The 18,512-nt window shown below is 68.8% G+C and carries 15 protein-coding genes and 2 pseudogenes; 8 read left to right on the top strand and 9 right to left on the bottom strand.

Annotated elements, in window-relative coordinates:
* The first annotated feature begins 140 nt into the window (after positions 1–140).
* Positions 141–1,733 (top strand): GMC family oxidoreductase, encoded by a 1,593-nt coding sequence (locus ACIBEI_RS21030; protein ID WP_398890896.1) that lies wholly within the window; start codon positions 141–143, stop codon positions 1,731–1,733.
* A gap of 66 nt (positions 1,734–1,799) precedes the next feature.
* On the opposite strand, the gene ACIBEI_RS21025 is transcribed toward ACIBEI_RS21030, so the two are convergent.
* Positions 1,800–2,627, bottom strand: coding sequence for an NAD(P)H-binding protein (locus tag ACIBEI_RS21025; protein WP_398890894.1), 828 nt, complete (start codon positions 2,625–2,627; stop codon positions 1,800–1,802).
* Positions 2,628–2,697: 70 nt separating this feature from the next.
* Here ACIBEI_RS21025 and ACIBEI_RS21020 point away from each other — a divergent pair, with 70 nt between their 5' ends.
* The 3 genes from ACIBEI_RS21020 (at position 2,698) to ACIBEI_RS21010 (ending at position 5,071) form a co-directional block, all read left to right on the top strand.
* Complete coding sequence (locus ACIBEI_RS21020; protein WP_398890892.1) at positions 2,698–3,138, top strand: winged helix-turn-helix transcriptional regulator; 441 nt, start codon at positions 2,698–2,700, stop codon at positions 3,136–3,138.
* 37 nt (positions 3,139–3,175) lie between these two features.
* Positions 3,176–4,063, top strand: a complete 888-nt coding sequence (locus ACIBEI_RS21015) for a protein kinase (RefSeq protein WP_398890890.1) — start codon at positions 3,176–3,178, stop codon at positions 4,061–4,063.
* Between the two features lie 441 nt (positions 4,064–4,504).
* Positions 4,505–5,071 carry a GNAT family N-acetyltransferase gene (locus tag ACIBEI_RS21010; protein WP_398891387.1) on the top strand — a complete coding sequence of 189 codons (567 nt, stop codon included), beginning with the start codon at positions 4,505–4,507 and terminating at the stop codon, positions 5,069–5,071.
* A gap of 869 nt (positions 5,072–5,940) precedes the next feature.
* Here the strand turns inward: ACIBEI_RS21010 and ACIBEI_RS21005 are convergent.
* Positions 5,941–7,230, bottom strand: coding sequence for a vanadium-dependent haloperoxidase (locus ACIBEI_RS21005; RefSeq protein WP_398890888.1), 1,290 nt, complete (start codon positions 7,228–7,230; stop codon positions 5,941–5,943).
* 470 nt (positions 7,231–7,700) lie between these two features.
* Here ACIBEI_RS21005 and ACIBEI_RS21000 point away from each other — a divergent pair.
* Positions 7,701–8,484: pseudogene (locus ACIBEI_RS21000) on the top strand (phosphotransferase enzyme family protein).
* Positions 8,485–8,683: 199 nt separating this feature from the next.
* On the top strand, positions 8,684–8,809 hold the full coding sequence (locus ACIBEI_RS20995) for an alpha/beta fold hydrolase (RefSeq protein ID WP_398890886.1): 126 nt from the start codon (positions 8,684–8,686) through the stop codon (positions 8,807–8,809).
* Between the two features lie 184 nt (positions 8,810–8,993).
* Here ACIBEI_RS20995 and ACIBEI_RS20990 read toward each other — a convergent pair whose 3' ends face one another.
* Both ACIBEI_RS20990 and ACIBEI_RS20985 read right to left on the bottom strand, forming a co-directional pair.
* On the bottom strand, positions 8,994–10,403 hold the full coding sequence (locus ACIBEI_RS20990) for an erythromycin esterase family protein (protein WP_398890884.1): 1,410 nt from the start codon (positions 10,401–10,403) through the stop codon (positions 8,994–8,996).
* Positions 10,404–10,739: 336 nt separating this feature from the next.
* A complete protein-coding gene (locus ACIBEI_RS20985; protein WP_398890882.1) occupies positions 10,740–11,036 on the bottom strand; it encodes a putative quinol monooxygenase in 297 nt (98 codons plus the stop codon).
* Positions 11,037–11,147: 111 nt separating this feature from the next.
* Between ACIBEI_RS20985 and ACIBEI_RS20980 the strand changes: the two genes are divergently transcribed.
* Positions 11,148–12,107, top strand: coding sequence for a GlxA family transcriptional regulator (locus tag ACIBEI_RS20980; protein ID WP_398890880.1), 960 nt, complete (start codon positions 11,148–11,150; stop codon positions 12,105–12,107).
* Between the two features lie 245 nt (positions 12,108–12,352).
* Here ACIBEI_RS20980 and ACIBEI_RS20975 read toward each other — a convergent pair whose 3' ends face one another.
* The 4 genes from ACIBEI_RS20975 to ACIBEI_RS20960 form a co-directional block, all read right to left on the bottom strand.
* Complete coding sequence (locus ACIBEI_RS20975) at positions 12,353–13,219, bottom strand: GNAT family N-acetyltransferase (protein WP_398890878.1); 867 nt, start codon at positions 13,217–13,219, stop codon at positions 12,353–12,355.
* Between the two features lie 329 nt (positions 13,220–13,548).
* Positions 13,549–13,749: a transposase gene (locus ACIBEI_RS20970; protein WP_398890876.1), complete on the bottom strand. Its 201-nt coding sequence runs from the start codon at positions 13,747–13,749 to the stop codon at positions 13,549–13,551.
* Between the two features lie 187 nt (positions 13,750–13,936).
* Positions 13,937–16,126, bottom strand: a complete 2,190-nt coding sequence (locus ACIBEI_RS20965) for an MFS transporter (protein WP_398891385.1) — start codon at positions 16,124–16,126, stop codon at positions 13,937–13,939.
* A 119-nt stretch (positions 16,127–16,245) separates the two neighbouring features.
* A complete protein-coding gene (locus ACIBEI_RS20960; protein WP_398890874.1) occupies positions 16,246–16,743 on the bottom strand; it encodes a MarR family winged helix-turn-helix transcriptional regulator in 498 nt (165 codons plus the stop codon).
* Positions 16,744–17,255: 512 nt separating this feature from the next.
* Between ACIBEI_RS20960 and ACIBEI_RS20955 the strand changes: the two genes are divergently transcribed.
* Positions 17,256–18,326 carry a hypothetical protein gene (locus ACIBEI_RS20955; RefSeq protein WP_398890873.1) on the top strand — a complete coding sequence of 357 codons (1,071 nt, stop codon included), beginning with the start codon at positions 17,256–17,258 and terminating at the stop codon, positions 18,324–18,326.
* Between the two features lie 39 nt (positions 18,327–18,365).
* Here ACIBEI_RS20955 and ACIBEI_RS20950 read toward each other — a convergent pair.
* Positions 18,366–18,512 (bottom strand): annotated as a pseudogene (locus ACIBEI_RS20950) (ABC transporter permease); the annotation flags it as partial.

Genomic DNA, 18,512 nt, shown 5'->3' with positions numbered 1-18,512 from the left:
GGCCGAAGCACTCGAGCCGTGCGGCCCCCGACGCGACGAAGGTTACATGTGGTGATCTCTGTGCAACAATCCGTCACTCGACAAGTGAGTCCCCAGCTCAGAACCCTCCCGGGGGAGCCCGTGCCAAGATCGAGGAGAGCATGGCGCCGCCAGTAACTTCCCAGGCCCCCAGGCCGTTTGAGTACGACGTCGTGATCGTCGGCGGTGGCTCCGCCGGAGCGGTCCTGGCGGCCCGGCTGAGCGAGTCACCCGACCGCAGCGTGCTCCTGACCGAGGCCGGACCCGCCTACGCGCCCCACGAACTGCCCCGCCACATCCTCAGCGGCGCGGTCTACGAAGGCGATCCCTCCCTCCTGTGGGAGGTGCCTCCACCAGACCCCCAACACACCGGCCATGCCGCGTCATTCGTGCGGGCGAAGGTCCTCGGCGGCGGGTCGGCCATCAACGCCGGAGTGGCGATGCGCGCCCACCCCGCCGACTTCCACCGCTGGGAGCGGAAGGGGCTCACAGGCTGGAGCTACGACGACGTCCTGCCCTACTACCGGAAACTGGAGGCGGACAGGGACGGTGTCGCCGACAGGGACGGTGGCGCCGACAGCGACCCGGCCCTGCACGGGCACGACAGTCCCGTACACATCAGCCGTGTCGCTCCACAGGACCTCACGCCGGCCCATCAGGCCTTCAGTGACGCCTGCGCAGCTCTGGGCTTCTCTTCCGTCGACGACCTCAACACACCCCACGCCGGCGGCATCGGACACTTCCCACTCAGCCTTGCCGACGGCATCCGGCAGAGCACGGGCCTGGTGTACCTCCACCAGACGGTGCGCGACCGCCCCAACCTGCACATCGTGGGCGCGACGACCATCGACACCGTTGCCTTCGACCGGCGGGGCAACGCCATCGGCGTCCGCACCACCGACGGCACCCTCCTGCGGGCCAGGGAAACCGTCCTGTCCGCCGGTGCGGCAGGCAGTGCGGCCATCCTGCTGCGGTCCGGCATCGGACCGGCCGACGAACTCAAGCGGCTCGGCGTCGATGTCGTCACCGATCTGCCGGTCGGCCGCCGTCTGCGCGAACACCCCTGCGCCTATGTGTTGTTCAGCGCGGACGCCGAACAACTCGGCGCGACGACACCCCCGGTGTCGGTTCTGCTGACGACGCGCAGTTCGCTCGCCCGAGCCGACGAACTCGACCTGCAGATCGCTCCGAGCCACCTCGTGCGATCCGACGCCTACCCGCGCGGCAGCGGACTCGGCTTCCTGGTCTCGGTCACCCGCCCCGAACCCGATGCCCACGGCACGCTCCAACTGGCAAGCACCGACCCGGCCGTCCCGCCCCGGCTCCAGCTCGGCCTGCTCGACGACCCCAAGGACCTGCACAAGATGACCGAAGCGATCGCTCTCGGCCGGGAACTCGCCGACACCGCCTCGATGCGCCCACTGGGCCTGAACGAAATCGCCCCCGGCCCCGCCGTCACAACGGACACCGACATGGCCGCGTACCTACGCGCCCACGTCAAGCCGTACCCGCACCTGTGTGCCACCGCGCCCATGGGGCCCGACACGGACGCTCACGCCGTCGTGGACCACCGCGGCCGTGTACGAGGAGTGCCCGGCCTCCGAGTGGTCGACGCCTCCATCCTGCCCGACGTCCCCTCCGTGGCCACCAACCTCACCGTGATCATGGTCGCCGAACTCATCGCCGACCACTTCACAGAGGTCACCGTGGTCTGACGTCGACGCTCCCGTCCCCGACGGCTCGGCATGGGGGGGCGGCCGACAAGGCGGGACAGTGTCTGTCTACGTCCCCGAGCGCGCTGTGCCGACCGACGCCGCGTACGTCTCCAGAGCGGACCGCGGCTCACGATCCAACAGCCCCCGCAGCGCGTTGAGTTCGATGCCCGTCCCATCCAGGAACCCGGCCGCGATCGCCGAGTACGTCCCCATCAGCATCGGCAACTGATAGGGAAGCGCCTCTCCGGCCGCAGTGATGGCTTCCCGGGCTCGGGCGAGTGTGCCGGGCTCGTAGGCTCCGTCGGCCGCCGTCGCCAGCTCCGTACCTCCGAGGGCTTCCTCGCCGACAAGCTCGTACGTGCGGCCCGCGTGCTGCTCCGGGGCGCTGACCACGCGAGCGGCCACCTCCGCGAGATCCTCGCGGGCGACGGCGGCCAGACGCCCCGCGCCGAGCGGCGCGGTGATCGTCCCGTCTGGACCCGGGGCGGCGATGGCCGCGAGGAACTCGGCGTACAGGCCATTGCGCAGGATGGTCCACTCCAGGCCGCTCCGCCGGATTCTGCGCTCGGTCCAGCGATGGGGGAGTGCGTAGGCGAGGTGGTCGCCGTCGCCGCTCAGGCTGGTGTAGACGATGTGCCGTACGCCCGACTTCTCGGCCGCCGTGATGGCCGCGTCGTGACGGGCGACGACCACGTCGTCCTCGCCGAACCCCGCGGAGATCAGCAACAGGGTGTCCACGCCCGTGAAGTCGAGCGACGCCGGCTCGTCGAAGTCGACTCGGCGCTCGCCCGCGGATCGGGGTGCGCGGGTGCCGAGCACCACGTCGTCGCGTATCGCCAGTCGCTGGGCGACGAGTTGTCCGAGTGCCCCGGCGGCGCCGGTGACCAGAATCATGGGAAGTCCCTCCTGAGCTGTGTGGTTCCATCCTCAGCAGAGGAACCCGATCGCATAAGGAGGCACTTTCATGTCAGCAGGGCACATGGCGGTAACCAGCCCGGCGACCGCCCCGGTGGCCGCCGAACCTGTCATCGTGTGCGACACACCGCAGGACGAGTGCGGTGTCCGGGACGTACTGGACCGGCTCGGCGACAAGTGGTCCGTCTACGTGGTGGTCGAACTCGCCTCCGGCATCCGCCGATTCAAGGAACTCCAACGCGCCATCCCGGGCGACATCTCGCAGCGCATGCTCACGCTCACCGTCCGCCGCCTCGAGCGCGACGGCCTGGTGCGGCGCACGGTGTACCCCACTGTCCCGCCGCAGGTCGAGTACGAGTTGACGGAGATGGGCCACAGCCTGACCCACCTCGTGAAGGCTCTCGCCGACTGGTCGATCGCCCATCGCCCGGCCATCGCCGCCTCCCACGAGGCATGGGACGCGGCCCGCCAGGACTCGGACGCCCGCTGACTGCCCGGTCCGCAGGAGGGCAGCCGTCCAGGGAGGTGTGGGGTCCACAGAAGGCTGGTCTCACCCGGGCAGGTGGACGGCTGTTCCCTTCTACAACGGCCGGCTCCAGCCGACGGTCTCTGCCGCGCGGGCGGCGCGCATCGGTGCCCAGCTCGCCGACGCGCTGGCCGCCCTGCACGAAGCGGGCGTCGTCCACTGTGACGTCAAGCCCGCGAATATCGGCCTCACCCGGCATGGGGCCGCGAAGTTACTGGACTTCGGCGCCGCCTACCGGGTCGGCGGTACCGAGACCATCACCGTCAACGGCCCGTTCAGTTACACCCCGGACTACGCCGCCCCCGAACTGGCCCGGGGCAACGTCCCCCGGCCGGCCTCGGACGTGTTCTGTCTGGCCGCCACCCTCCACGCACTGGACACCGGTGCACCGCCGCGCGGTGCCGCGACAAGTGAGGACGCAGGCTCTGCCAGGACGGGGGACGACGGGGAGGAAGCCGAGCGGCTGAGGTACTGGAAGGCCGAGCAGGGCGTCGTCGAACTGGACGCCGCCGCCGTGGGACCGCTGTATCCCGTGCTCGCCGCCATGCTGCACCGCGACCCTCGGCGGCGCCCGGACGCCGCCGACGTCAAGCAACTCCTGGAGGACGTAGCCGGATCCGAGCCGAGAACCCCTGGGGGCACGGCCACCGTCACCGGGCGCCGGAGGTGGGGCCGACCGCTGATCGCGGCCGCGCTCGGCGTCAGCACCGCACTGGCCCTGGGGCTCGCCCTCGTCCCCGGCCACGGCGACGACGGGAAGGCCACCTCCCAGTCCGGCCGGAGCGGGCTGGAGGAGGACGCCTCGGACGGCGAACCGCAGGCCCTGATCGGCGATCCCCATACGGCCGACGTGTGTTCCCTGGCCGAACCCGCAGCTCTCGACCAGTGAGCACGGGTCCTGCGCGAGGAGCTGTCCGACAACAACGGGGCACTTGACAGGCTGTGTACGTGGTGACAACGAGGTCCCGGCAAGGCGTGTGAGGTCGGAGGGGGAACCCTGGCGACTTCCGGGCACCGCCGACGGGCTCGTCGGTGGTGAGCCGCTTCCGTCTGAGGTTCCGGCGGCCTCGTAGGTTCCGGGAGAAGGCTGTCGCTCTCCCCGTCGGCGGTGGACCGCTCCGCAACACATCCCGCACCTGCCCCGAACGCGGGCACATGGTGAAGGAGCACCGCCACCCAGGGAGAGTTCCAATGTGTCGTCTGCAGCCACGCCGCACACACGCCGATACGGTAGGCGCTCTCAACGTTCTAGGGGCCAGGCCGGTCCGTCGCAAATCCAACCCGGCACAGCGAGAAGCCACCGGTTCCAGCCGGAGGAGGAGTCACGACGATCGAAGTGCGCCCGGCTACGGTCTTCGAGGACGTCCGCACCCTGGTGGGCCCGAAGTCACCCGGAGCAAACGTCTGCTGGTGCCTGAGCTACCGGATCCCGTCCAAGCTCAACAACGAGCTTCGCGGGCCGGCCCGCGGCGAATACGTCGCCGAACTGTGCCGTACGGGACCCCCTCCGGGCGTGCTCGCCTACGACGGCGGCGAGCCGGTCGGCTGGGCCGCGGTGGCACCGCGCGCGGACACCTCCTTCGCGCGCAACCGCAAGATCCCGCACGTCGACGACCTCCCGGTCTGGTCGCTGTGGTGCATCCGCGTACGCCCCGGTCATCGGAAGCAGGGGATCTCGCACGCTCTCATCGCCGGGGCGGTCGAGTATGCCCGCGACCAGGGCGCACCGGTGGTCGAGGCCTATCCCCTCGATAACGGTGACGCCAAGGTCGACATGACGATGGCGTACGCGGGGCTCCGCAAGAACTTCGAGCGCGCCGGGTTCACCCACGTCGCCGACACCACCTCGGTACTGGCCGGCCATCCCCGCATCCTGATGCGCCTCGACCTGCGCTGACAGTCGGCAGGAACCCCTGGGTTCGACTTCGTGCTCCGGGCGGCACGAAATCACGACCAGCTTCCTCTCTGCTGGTAGCCCCATCTTTCCATCGCAGGTCAGCGGCCTGACCGCGTGAGAACGGCGTCCGGCACGCGATGGAGCGTAGTCAATCGGTCGGCGATGTTCGGTGGCACGGCGCCGATTCGCGACCGCTTCTGATCCAGTTCCTCAAGAGGACCGGCTTGACCAGTTCGTCGCAGCGGTCCCGGCTCACACTGCCGACCATTGCGGACATCCGCATCCACCCCCACGGGCCCGGAGCGCGGCACCCTTCATGCCGTCAACTCGCCGCGAGTACCTGTCATTTCGTACCATCCGGCCGTCCGAGAGCGGTGTCGGGGCGCACGGGCCCGGCGCGTGGAGCGGCCTTGCCGTAGCGGCGCGCGCGGTCTCCCGCACCGCCCGGCTGTGTGCGCCGCGCATGCGCCGCCCGCCTGCGTGCGCCGCCGGTGCCAGGCCCGTTTGGGAGAACGGGGAGAGCGGTACCGTGCCGAGGCGGGAAGTTCCATCCCGACCGTCCAACTCGCGCCGCACTCCGGACAGTTCGGCGTCCGGGCGACCAAGGTGGTTGTCCGGCGAAAGCCCCACGCGGCAACGGAGTTCCCATGGGCAGGAGATCGACCAAGATCCTTCTGTCGCACGAGGAACTCCGTTGGATGCTCAGGGTCGCACCCTGCCCGCAACAACCACCATTTCCTGGCCGGAGACCAGTCATCCTCTCCGCGGCCCGTTCCCGCTGAGCTGAGCTGAACTGCGCTTCGGCGGCCGTCCCGGTGTCGGTGCTGTCCCGAGCTGTCCTCCCGGCGGTGGTGGAAGGGACGGCCGCGTCAGCGCCGCTGGAAGGCGCGGTTCAGGACGTCACGGGTGACCGCCAGCCCGAGCCGGTGCCCGTGCTCGGAGGCGAAGCGGTAATGCACGCCGGCCCAGATTCGCGCCTCCATGAGTTCGGCTGTCGCCGCCCGAAGGCTGTCGTAGCGGCGGGTTGTGCCGGAGGCGGGGCTGTACGCGGCGAACATGAGGTCGTCACGGCCAAAGAACGACCCCAGGGTCGTCATGACCGCCGTGGTGAAACAGGCGTGGCCCGACGGGTACTCCGGCGACGGGGCGGTGACCCGCAGCGGCGTCCAGTCCGGGTCGGGATCGGTGGCCGCGTTGCCGTCGGTGTCGGCGAGCGGAATGGCCGTCACTGGGCGCCAGAAGTTCCAGTGAGCCTTGGCCTTGTAGCAGGAGATGAGGGTGTCGGCGGAGGCCACGTACACCATGGCGAGCAGCCGGGCCGTCCGGAGGCTGCTGAGGCGGTGCTCGCCGGCGAGTTGCCGGGTGATCGACCATTCGACCATCTGGGGGTCGTCCCACCAGATCGCCGCCTCGGTCTGGTCCTCGGTGCGGACGGTGCTGGTGGCCGCGCCGAGGCTCTTGACCTCGTTCAGGTCGCGGGCCCAGGCGGCGCTGGTCAGGGCCGGTGGGGGCTCGACCCGGTGGGCGCCGGCGTCGGGGACGACGAACGGCTTCAGGTTCGGCACCCAGGCGCCGACGCCGATGTAGCCGGGCGGGGTGAGCCGGTATTCGCCCGGCTCGGTGCCGACGGTCCACGGCGCGCTGGGGTCGAAGCCGTCGTCACGGCGGCTCTCGGTCATCGCCGCGGCGGCGGCCCTGCCGACGGCCACCCCGCCGTCCTCGGCGCGGCCGTCGGGGATCGCGGCCAGCGCCTCGTCGTACCGGGCGTTCAGCGACTCGGCCTGCCCGGGGAAGAGCCACAGCAGCGTGTCGTGGGCGGCCGCGGCGACCGCCGCGGCGGTGGAGTCCCCGGGGCGGCTGCGGGGCGCGCTGACCAGGGGCTCGTACGGACGGCCGGCGACAGCGTTGACCGCGTCGTATACGGCGCCCTGCACGATGGCGAAGCTGCGGGTGCTGGTGGTGGGCGACTGCTTGGCGGTGTCGTAGATAGCGCTCTGGGCGTGGATGTTCCAGGCGATGACGGGATTGCCCGGGGTGGCCTCCACGCCGCTGTGCGCCTCGGCGGTGGTGGCCGTCAGTGGGACGGTCAGGGCGAGTACGGTGAGGACCGCGATACGGCGTAACCCTCTGAATGATCCGGCGAGCTGGCGGTGTGTCACGAGACCCCCATGGGCTTGTCGGTGACAGATTGTCCGAGCCTATCGACGGGGGTTCGGTTTTGTCGTTACACCGACAATCATCGACAATTCGACGGGGTTCACACCCGGTTGTCCGTCACCATGTCCGTGACCATGTCCGTCACCTCGGCGACGAATGCATCGCACCGAAATCGCTCATGCCGACCTGGACCCGGAATCCGTTCTCCCGTTGCGGGTCGCAGCGTAAGTCGTAGGGCCCCAGAGCTTCGTGATCACCTCGGGCCAGAACGCGCACCGCTCTCCTGCCGCCACCTCGGCGGTGCTCACCACATTCATGAGCCCCAGTGTTGCTGCGGCGGGGCCAGATCAGCATCACCCGAACCAGCCGAACCCATCCCACCGCCGTACGCGTCCCGGCGGGAACCTGACCGCGGTCCGATGCTCCCCCTTAATGGGGTGATCATGACGGGCTGATCCGACACACTGGTTCGATGCGGCACGACGATGAAGAGCCCTTGTCCGGTGGCAACGTCAGTGATGGTGTCGTGCGCGTCGGGGACACCGTTCGCCGTCCGGCCGGACCATGGACTCCCGCTGTGCATGCCCTGCTTGCCCACCTGCACGAGGTGGGATTCGGCGCGGCGCCTCGTCCGCTCGGCATTGACGATCAGGGGCGTGAGGTCCTGACCTTCATGCCGGGAGATGTGGTCTGGCCCGACCGGTTCTCGGTGATGGAACCCGCTCGACGACTGGCTCGCGTGGCACGGCTGATCCGGGACTTCCACGACGCCGTGCAGGACTTCACGCCGCCGTCCGATGCGCGGTGGCAGACGCTGATCCCCGCCGAGGGCAGTGACATCATCGCCCACAACGACCTGGCCCCCTGGAACCTCGTGGTCGCAGACGAGGCACGGTGGGCCTTCATCGACTGGGACGCTGCAGGTCCCGGCCTGCGCCTGTGGGATGTCGCATACGCCATTCACGGGTTCATCCCGCTGTCCGCGCATCCGGACTGGCAGAGCCCGGACGCGGCGCACCGACTGCGAGTCTTCGCCGACGCCTACGGTCTGGCTGAGTCCGAACGCCGTCGGTTGGTCCCTGTGCTGGGGCGCCGTACGCATTCCATGCACGACTTCCTGCGGCGACCAGGCAGCCCAAGGAGCCCAGCCTTGGGCAAGGCTGTGGGCTGAAGGCCACGGCGACGCCTGGCGAAACGACGCCGAGTACATCGAGCAACGCGAAGAGCAGTGGATGCAGGCCCTGCTCGCCGGCTGAGGCATCTCACCTGTCCGGCCCGTGCACCGAAACCCTCAACGCCCGGACCTGGAAAGCCAGTTGGCTAGAAGAACCGGCGGCCTGCCACCCGCTACGACGTGGGCAAGACCATGAAACGACCCGAGAGCGCAGGGCAAGCTTGAGACGCCGGGTCCTGGCCTTCGGTGGCGAAGCAAACTTCGGCCCTGGGATCGGCGATGTGCTGCGAGGTGTTGCCGGCAACGTCGAAGACGCGGTCATCCCGGACCGCGGGCACTGGATCACAGAAGAGCAGCCGCAGGCGACAACGGACCTGGTCGTCGACTTCCTGCGCCGGGAGAAGTGAAGGACCCGACTTTGATGTGAGCGGCGCTCCGGCCTTCGGACTCGAACTCTGCCGGCCCGGCATCGAGGAATTCCACTACAAGAGGCTGCTCCGCATCGCGGCATGGAGGAGAGGGCAGGGACGGACGCGGGCCAGCGCGGGCGCCCGGAAGACGCCCGCGCGGCGGCTCGCCACACCCTGCGGGTCAGGGCTTGCCCAGGTACTCGGTTGCGTCGATCTCGTTGAGGTGGATGAGGACGTCGTGTGCCTGGCCGAGGGCGATCCTGTACGTCACGGGGTCGGGCCACCCGGCGCCGATGTTCCAGGTGACACGCGACTTGTCCAGCCAGGCGCGCGCGGAGTTGGGAGCCGTGCGCATGTCGAGGATGTAGTCGTCCTGGCGGACCTTGTCCAGGGTCTCCTCGTTCGAGCCGGGCTTCGCGGCACCCACGCGGTAGGTACGCATCACGTTGTCGTCGGTGCCGAACGCCTTGAAGGAGCCCTTGAAGAAGCTGAAGCCGACGCTGACGTACTTCCTGCCCAACGCGTCTCGCAGGAACGCCCCTTGGGTCTTGGGGTACCGCTCGTCGAAGGAGTCGTACGACACGTGCGTGTTGTGCGCCGACAGCAGGATCCGGTCACCGGTGTGCTTGTGCCACCAGGCCACGTTCTCCGCCATCACCTGGTCACGGAGCCTCATCATCTCCGCGACCTGGGCCTCGTCGGTGATGTCGAGGGAGTAGCCCCTGGCCATCTGGTGGATGGCCCTGGCGTGCTGCACGGTCCACAGGTGCTCCTGCCGGTCGGCGCCCGAGCCGGGGCGCTGCTTGCGCAGTAGCTCGTACACCTTCCCGGTCCGCTCCGCCCGCTCCTGGCGCTCCGCCAGTGGCAGCTTCAGGTAGTCCTCGCTGTAGGTGCCGGCGTCGGTGGTCGGCGCCAGGCCGCGGTACAACTCGGTGACGCGCTCCAGCAGTTGCGGGTACTCGCGCGCCACCTGGTCGGTCACCTTCTCGTACAGCTCCGGCCCGGCGTAGCCCATGTCGTTGCCCATGAACTGCACCTTGTCCTTCGGGTGCCGGCGGTTGTAGTCCCGCATCCACTCGATGAGGTCGATGTAGTCCTGGTTGTTCCAGATCCGGTACGCCCCCTGGAACTCCTCGTTCGCTATGTCCTTGAGGTTGCCTCTGCCGTTCACTACGTAGTCGTTGAGCCGCAGACCGCTGCTCCAGGCAAGCTCCAGGGAGAAGGTCCGGAAGTCCTTCTGCTCCACCAGGTAGCGGAAGACCCGGTGCTTCATGCGGAAGAAGTCCTGCGATCCGTGGCTGGCCTCGCCCAAACCCACCACCTCGGCGTCCTTGACCATACGGCCCAGCGCGTCCAGGTCCCGCAGACTGCCTTCGGGTTCTGTGGTCCTCAATGTGTGGGCATTGCGCGCGATGGCTTCGACCACGCCGCCCGCGCGTTGCCCGGTTGCCGGCGTCGTGGAGAGGCCGGCGGACGCCGAAACCGGACTCGCTGACTTGTCCATGGCGTCGCCGATGGCGGGAGTGGCAACCGCCACGGCACCGAGGGAGAGGAGGACCGAGGGAATGATTACTGCCTTGCGTCGCGTCATGGCCATAGATTCCCGTGCGCGCAGGGGGCGTCTCCAACCCATACGCTGCCCATCTCCGAGTACAGCAGACACTACCGCCGGGACTCCTGACACCGCCTTGCGGCCGTTCTGAAGGATGCGAACACAACTGGTGTCGTCCCAGTCGTGCAGGATGTACTTGAGGAACCTCGGCTGCCCGGCCCACCACACCGAATGTGCTGGCGAAGCAGGCCGCGCAGCCAGCCGCGAAGAGTTGCTCGGGATTGGTGCTGCCGCGCGTCAGTGGCAGCTCAGAGGCTCCTGGCCGGCAGCCGGGCGGGAGCTGTCCACGCCCGGGCGGCCGGGTGTCCGGGCCGTTCAGGAGACCTTGGCCCCCAGCAGGTCGATCGGGGCGATCACCGGCGGTGCGCTGAGCTTGGACTTGGCCGCCTCCCCGAGGGCGGCGGCGATCCTGCCCGCGAGGTGTGCCTCGCGCCCCTGCTCGTCCTCGAAGGTGTCGAATACCCCGAAGGTGGTGGCGTTCTCACGGAACGCGAACCACGCCACCGTGCCTCCCTCCTGCTCGGCCAACTCCTGCGCGCCGCTCAGCATCGCCGCCACCTCGTCGGCGAACTCCGGCTTGGCCTCGATGCGTACCAGCAGACCGACCTTCATGTGACCACTCCTTGCCTGAGAAGCGCCGGGCTCCCGGCGCACGACGAACCTATGGCGACGGTTGGTGATCACATCAGTGGCAGAAACGACACGTTTGATAGTGTTCCCGCCATGCGCATAGCGGTCGTGGTCTACGACGGGGTGTTCGACTCAGGGCTCGCAGCCGTCCTCGATGTACTGGACAACGCCAACGCCCTGGGCGGGCAGATCCACGAACCGCCCACCTGGAACGTGACACTTGTCGGCCCCGCTCCGCAGGTTCGGACCGGAGCGGGATTCCTTGTGGCACCCGAGCCGCTTGAGCAGGCACACACGGCGGACCTCCTGGTCGTTCAGGCATTCGGGGGGAGCGATCCCGACGCATTGCTCGACCATGTCGGCGGCGATGCGTCTCTTGCCGTGCGTGACCTCATCGCACACACCCGCGCCCGCGGTACGACCATCGCGTCGGCGTGCGCGGGGACCTTCCTGTTGGCCGAGGCGGGAGTGCTGGACGGGCTGCGTGCCACGACGACCTGGTGGCTGTCGCCCGTGTTCCGGAACAGGTATCCCAAGGTCGAGCTGGATCACAGCCGGATGCTCATCACCTCGGACGGCGTCATCACCGCCGGTGCGGCTTTCGGTCACGTGGACCTCGCGCTGGCGATCGTCCGGGCGGGCAGCCCCGCTCTCGCCGACCTGGTCGCCCGCTATCTCGTGGTCGATGAACGCCCCTCGCAGGCCGCGTACACCATTCCCAGTGCCCTGGCCCAGAGCGATCCCACCGTCGTGGCCTTCGACCTGTGGACCCGCGAGCATCTGGCCGAACCCATCAGAATCCCCGAAGCCGCCAGTGACATCGGCGTGAGCGAGCGGACGCTGCAGCGTGCCGTACAGCGCACGACCGGAACATCCCCCATCCGATTCGTCCAGGACCTGAGAATCGAACGCGCCTCCCACCTGTTGCGCACCACTGACCTGTCCCTGGAGACCATCTCGAGGAAAGTCGGCTACGAACACCCCAACACCCTGCGAGTGCTCCTTCGCGAACGCACCGGGAAGACGACATCAGCCCTCCGCGGCGGCAGCTGACCCCGCAACTCCGCGCAGGACGGAGCGCTACGAGCGGCGCGGTGGTGACGCCGTCCACCCACCCACGGACGAGGTCAGAATCGGGCGACGTCGACGACGGCGCGGGCGAATGCTTCGGGCGCGAACTGTCGCCGGAAGCCCAGGCCCACGTCTCCCGCATCGTGCAGGTAGCCGAGAGCAGAGCACCTCGTACGGCCGCCGTACGAAGTGCTGCGGCATGGTGCGAAGGTCCGGAGACCTCGACGTCAGACCTTCCGGATCCGGTCGGCGATCTCCGGCCTCACCGCGAACCCGGCCGCCATGTACGTGGCGACGCCGCCGACGTTGGAGCTCGGCGTGCACACGCGCACGCTTGACGAGCCCATCTCCCGCAGTGCGGCCGCCCCGGCGACGGTGATCGCCCGGCCATGGCCGCGGCCGCGGTGGTCTGCGTGGACGCCCATCGGCTCGACCAGTCCCGGCTTCCCCGAGCCGGCTGACCAGACCGTCACCACCGCCGCAGGGTTGCCCTGTTCGTCGTAAACACCCAGGCATCGGGCGTCGCCGTAGAACGGTGCCGCGGACATCTTGTGCCGGTATTCGCGCGTGGGCTTCGTGGTGTTGAACGCGGACCGCAGGACGTCGGCGAAGTCCTGTGCCTGCTCCAGACCGATCTCCTTGATCCGCACGCCGGGGTCCTCCGTCGCTTCGGCGAGGTCGCGGGAGAGCGGCGTCCACGGCTCGTCGACGCCCCAGCCCTCCTTGGTCAACAGGTGGTGGAGCAGCAGGCCCTGCGGTGCCTCGATGAATACCGTTCCTTCCGGCAGCACGCCGCGCTCGGGCAGCGAGAAGTCCTCGACGAGTCGCCGCGCCAAGTCCTCGTCATGGAAAACGTCGGGAGCGACCGTCATCCGCACGAGCGTCGGCGAATCCAGCATCCCGACGGCGAGGATCCGTCCGTTCCGGCTCCAGGTCCGTACCGCCGCGGCCGTCTCGGCCGATCCGAACCGGTAGTTCCAGCCGATGTCTCCGGGATGCAGCTGCATCGGCGTCTCGTCGTGCTGCCACTCCCGCAGCGCCGCGATGGCCTCGCGTACTCCATCGGCCGTCGGCGTACTCAGCACAATCGTCATAGCCGGGATCTGACACTCCAGTCTCGGCGGCGTGCAACCGAATAACTGACCGGCTCCAGGTAATCGGCTTCTGTCGACACTGCAGCGACAGCCTGCAGCGCTGACCACTCGTACTCGTGCCCCGGGAGGCCAACGCCTCGGCCCCGCCCTTCCGCCAACAAGCCCGAGGCGAACCGGCTCGCCGACAACTTGCGTGTCGCGGCAGCGCTCGCTGAAGCGGGCTACGACTTCCGCCTCGTCCTGGGTGATGGCGGCCACAGCCCCAACCACTGTGGTGTCCGGCTCCCTGATGCCTTGCGCTGGTTGTGGCGGTCTGGTGATCGTCCGAACTAGCCAGTGGGTTTGGGTGGAGCGACTTCGTAGAGTCGGCCCTCCTGGATCAGGGCCCACAGGACGTTGACTCTCGCATCGTGTGGTGCCGGCGCCAGACCGGCGAATGCTGCGAGCCCGTCCTGACTGGTGAAGTCCGCCAGGTCGTTGCCGATTGGGGCGAGGAACTCGGGACCCAGGAGCGGACCGATGCCGGGCATGCTTGCCACGATCTCGGGGAGTTCGTGCGTGCGGAACCTGGCCTCGATGAGCCGGTCGACTTGGGCGATGCAGAGCGAGACCGAGGAAGGCTAGAGGAACCCAAAATTCCGGAAGGGCGGGCGAGGCGCCCGTCGATCGGGCGCGATTGGCGCGGCAGTGGGGCGTAGGGGCGCGGCCCGTGGTCCGTCAGTCGGGGGCGTCGCTGGTCTGGAAATCCACTTGGCGGGTCTCTCCGTTGCCCAGTGTGACGTCGGCGGTGACCGGAGAGGAATCGGAGGCGACGACGGTGTAGGGGCCCGGAGTCAGGCCCTTCAGGGTGTACGTGCCGTTCTCGCTGGTCGTGGACGTGGTCACGACATCGCCATGGGGGTTCAGCAGGGTGATGTGGGCGTGGGGGACTGGACGGCCAGTGTGCGCTTGGCGCACGGTGCCGTGCACAGCGCAGACCGCTGTCAGGGCGAGGTCGGAGAGGGCCGGTTCCTTTCCCGTGGTGACCTGCACGGCGCGCGGCTCGTGCCCCTTGGCCGACACGACCAGCATGTGCGAACCCGGTTCCGCCGACGCCAGCTCGTACGTCCCGTCCTCACCCGATCTGGCGATGGACTTCTGGTGGCCGTAGCGGTCGACGAGCGTGAGGGTGGCGTGGACCAGTGGCTCGCCGGCGCTGTCCCGTACCCTGCCGCGCAGTTCCAGGGCTGGTCGCACGGCCGAACCGAACTCCGTGGCCGCTCGCACAGGCGCCGAGGTAGCCGGCGTCACGGGGGTCGGCAGGGTGGACACTGCCTTGGTGCGGCCACGGATCAGTGAAGCGGCCGCGGCGGCCAGGGACATGGCGATGGCGAGGGAGAAGACGATGACCAGACCGTCGTGGAACGGCTGCGAGATCAGGTGGGGGAAGAACTCACGCCCCGTGAGATGCGCTGAGGCAGTCGGGGAGAGGTGGGCCAGGACATCCGGGCCGAGCAGGTGCTGGATCGGGTTGTAGCCGAGGAAGGCTGCGAACAGGACGCCCACCGGGGGCAGTTCGGCGACGGTGTGGGCGGCGTGTGCGGGGACGCCCTGGGCGGTGAGGCCCGAACTCAGGGTGTGCGGAAGCGTGCTGGAGAGGCCGGCCACCATGAGCGAGAAGAACACGCCCATGGACAGCACCATGCCGGCGTTCTGGAACGTGGCGCGCATGCCGGAAGCGGCACCGCGGGCATCGGCCGGGACGTTCGACATGACGATCGACGTGTTCGGCGCCGCGAAGAGGCCACCACCAACCCCGTTGAGGAAGATCAGTACTGCGAAGACCCCGTACGAGAAGTCGCTTGGCAGCATGAGCAGTCCCGCGAAGGACGCCGCCATCACCGTGAATCCGGATGCGGCGAACAGGCGTGCACCGAACCGGTCGGACAGCGCTCCGGAGATCGGCCCGGCTATCAGGAATCCGGCGGTCAGCGGCAGCATGTAGATGCCGGCCCACAGTGGGGTGTCGGCGTAGTCGTAGCCGTGCAGGGGTAGCCAGATGCCCTGCAGCCAGATGATGAGCATGAACTGCAGGCCACCGCGTGCGATCGACCCCAGCAGAGTGGCCGCGTTGCCGCCCGCGAACGCCGCGTTGCGGAACAGGCGCAGCGGGAACATCGGCTCGGCGACCTTCATCTCGACCACGCAGAAGACCGCGAGCATGGCTACGCCGCCGATCAGTCCGGCCAGCACCCACGGGTTGGTCCAGCCCATGGTGTGGCCGCCGTAGGGCTGGATGCCGTACGTGATACCGGCGAGCAGGGCGCTCAGTCCGACGGCGAAGGTGATGTTGCCCCACCAGTCCATCCGCCCCGGCCTGCGCACGCCCGTCTCGTGCAACGACTTGTACGCCCACACCGTGCCGATCAGGCCGATGGGCACGTTGACCCAGAAGACCGAGCGCCAGTTCCACGTCACGAGGGCTCCGCCCAGCACCAGGCCGATGAACGACCCGGCGATGCCCGCCACCATGTTGACGCCCAGGGCCATGCCGCGCTGACGGGCGGGAAAGGCGTCGGTGAGGATGGCCGCGGAGTTGGCCATCAACATCGAGCCGCCGACTGCCTGCACGATGCGCCAGCCGATCAGCCACAGTGCCCCGCTCCCGCCGTGGAAGGGGTCGAGGGACAGGACCACCGAGGTGAGCGTGAAGATCAGGAAGCCGGCGTTGTAGATGCGGACCCGGCCCATCATGTCGCCGAGCCGGCCGAGGGCGACCACCAGCACCGCGGTGACGAGCATGTAGCCCATCAGCATCCACAGCAGGTAGCTCACGTTCGCGGGTTCCAGCGGATCGAGTCGGATACCGGTGAAGATCCCGGGCAGCGAGATCAGCACGATCGAGCTGTTGATCGTGGCCAGCAGCATGCCCACAGTGGTGTTGGTCAGCGCGACCCACTTGTAGCGGGGATGATCCACGCCGATCCACGTTCTGTGGCTGCCCTGCCCCCTGTCGGCGGTTGCGGGTACGTGGGACTGCTCGGGGGTCATCGCTCGCTCCCGGTGCTGTGCTGTTCGAGGAGGGGAGGCTGCTGTGTTCCGTCCTCGAGCAGCATCTGCCGCACGAGTGGCAGGGCGGTCCGCATCGCTGTTGCCAGGGATTGCTGCTCCTCTTCGGGGAGGGAGGACAGCAGGGCGGCCAGGCGGGCGTCACGCTCTTGTCGGCGCTCGGCGAGAACCTCCCGTCCGGTGTCCGTGATGGCCACCAGAGTGACGCGCCCGTCTTCCGGGTCGTCGATCCGCAGCGCCAGCGCCTGCCGCTCCAAGCGCTGCACCAACTGAGTCATAGACGGCTGCGTGACGCCTTCCGCCGTCGCCAGTGCGGTCAGCCGGGCCGGTCCCTCCCGCTCCAGCCGGGCGAGGGCGGAGGCGGCGGTGAAGCTCATACCCCGCCGGTCCGTCACGGCCCTGACCACGACAGAAGCGAGGTCGGCCAGCGCTCGCGCGGTTTCCTGGAGGCGGTCCTCCGAATGCGACTGTTCCACAGTCATCAAGTATCGCGCATTTACATAGGCACCCTATGAAAAATGGGTAAGAAGAATCTCCGGGACGCGGGAGCACGGCCGGGGAGGGGCGGAAGCCGGGGGAGGCGTGACGCCGGGCCGACGGTCCCGGTCCCGACTGTGGGCCTCATGCGCGCTGCCCGTTGTCCGTTGCGCTGGGCGGCGGCCTCGATGCGGGCGAAGAGCTGCTGGCGGCGGTGGGCGTGGGTGAAGTCGGCGACTCGGTGGGTGCCCTGGGTTAGATCTTCGCGGATGCCGGCGTAGGCGTGGCCGACGCTGTAGGCGGGGCCGGTCCGGGCGTCGGCGAGGGCGGGCAGCTCGTAGGAGGCGGGCAGGGGAAGTTCGGACAGTTCGCTGTTCTTGCCGTGGGCGCCGCGGAGGGTGATCGGTCCGACCTGGAGATGACTGTTGGGAGCGGTGACCTGGATGTCGCCCTGGGTACCGTTGATCTCCCACAGGAACTTTGTCCCCCCCCCGCTCAGTCCGCCGCGGTAGTGGGCGGAGACGACCGCGCCGGACTCCAGGACACCTGGACGGCGATCTGGACCACCGAGTCCTACGATGAGGGGCCCGCCTTCCGCCCGACCAGCAAGGAACACCAGGCCGTGGACGTCGAGTTACCCCCGTTCGTACGCGACACCGCCACCAAGTTCGGCGCCGGTGTGCCGTACGCCCTGAAGGTCCTGGCCGGACAGTTGGCCGACGACCCGGACATGGGCCGGCCCTCGAATCTGCCAGGCATCCTCACCGTGACGGTCGACGGCGACCTGTTCGAGGACTGCCCCGCCCTGGCCGTCGGCTACATACGCGAGCCCGACCGGATCGAGATCCGGTACGTGAACCCGATCTCCTTCGCCGAGCCCGCGGAGTCCGCCGAGCCCGCTGCCGACGCACAGGACCAGGAGCAGCAGGAGGAGGGGCACGCCGACCCAGCCACCGACGCGGTCACCGTACGGGAGGTCGCCGATGCCTGGCAGCGCATCACCGGCTGGCTTCAGCGGAACGCCCCCGATTCCTACGCCGCACTCCGTGCCGGCGCCGGCCCCGCCGCCATCGCCGCCCTGGAGGGCGACCTCGGCATCCCGATACCTGTCGAGCTGCATGTCCTGTGGCTGCTGACGGCGGGTGACGACGGGGTCGATGGCGCGGGATGCCTTCCGGGTAATTGGGCTCTGATGACCCTGGACGCCGTGGCTGCTACCTACCGGCTGAAGATGGACTCCCAGGCCCACCAGGACACCTTCAACATCGACCGCCCCGAGGACGAGCGGATCACTGTGTGGAAGGCAACCTGGATTCCGGTTGTCGCCGTGGGCCCGGCTGACGGCACCTCGGGCCTGTACCTGGACGCCGCGACCGGCTACCTGGGCCGCTGGTCCCGCTACAACGAAGCCCCGGGCGAGGAACTCGACACGCTGGTCACCTACTTGGAAGAGGCCGCCGACATGCTCGAAGCGCCGGCCCTGGCCACGAGGGACAAGCCCGGCCTGATCGGTGGCGTGCTGGTGTGGCTCAGCAGCATCAACCCCGCACAGGAAGACCGGTGGCAGCCCTGGACCGGCTGATCGGCTGACCAACCGGTCGCTGTCTCTGTGTCTGTCCCTTCAGTGGGTGACCAGCAAGCCCCGGCTGCGCAGTACTCGCCGCTCCAGCGGGCTGAAGATGAGCAGGTCGATGGCGATTCCGACGATCAGGATGAGGAGGATGGCGAGGAAGACCATGGACATGCTGTTGGCGGTGCGGCCGTTTTC

Source organism: Streptomyces sp. NPDC050988 (assembly GCF_044456225.1).
GTDB lineage: Bacteria > Actinomycetota > Actinomycetes > Streptomycetales > Streptomycetaceae > Streptomyces.
The sequence above is the reverse complement of the archived record's forward strand: the minus strand, read 5'-3'. Positions and strand labels throughout refer to the sequence as shown.

Bases quoted from the DNA above. Each gene is read 5' to 3' on its own strand.
- ACIBEI_RS21025 (WP_398890894.1), bottom strand. From the start codon at position 2,627: ATGATTCTGGTCACCGGCGCCGCCGGGGCACTCGGACAACTCGTCGCC.
- ACIBEI_RS20975 (WP_398890878.1), bottom strand. From the start codon at position 13,219: ATGACGATTGTGCTGAGTACGCCGACGGCCGATGGAGTACGCGAGGCC.
- ACIBEI_RS20965 (WP_398891385.1), bottom strand. From the start codon at position 16,126: ATGCTGCTGGCCACGATCAACAGCTCGATCGTGCTGATCTCGCTGCCC.
- ACIBEI_RS20980 (WP_398890880.1), top strand. From the start codon at position 11,148: ATGCGCATAGCGGTCGTGGTCTACGACGGGGTGTTCGACTCAGGGCTC.
- ACIBEI_RS20970 (WP_398890876.1), bottom strand. From the start codon at position 13,749: ATGCCCGGCATCGGTCCGCTCCTGGGTCCCGAGTTCCTCGCCCCAATC.
- ACIBEI_RS20990 (WP_398890884.1), bottom strand. From the start codon at position 10,403: ATGACGCGACGCAAGGCAGTAATCATTCCCTCGGTCCTCCTCTCCCTC.
- ACIBEI_RS21030 (WP_398890896.1), top strand. From the start codon at position 141: ATGGCGCCGCCAGTAACTTCCCAGGCCCCCAGGCCGTTTGAGTACGAC.
- ACIBEI_RS21020 (WP_398890892.1), top strand. From the start codon at position 2,698: ATGTCAGCAGGGCACATGGCGGTAACCAGCCCGGCGACCGCCCCGGTG.
- ACIBEI_RS20985 (WP_398890882.1), bottom strand. From the start codon at position 11,036: ATGAAGGTCGGTCTGCTGGTACGCATCGAGGCCAAGCCGGAGTTCGCC.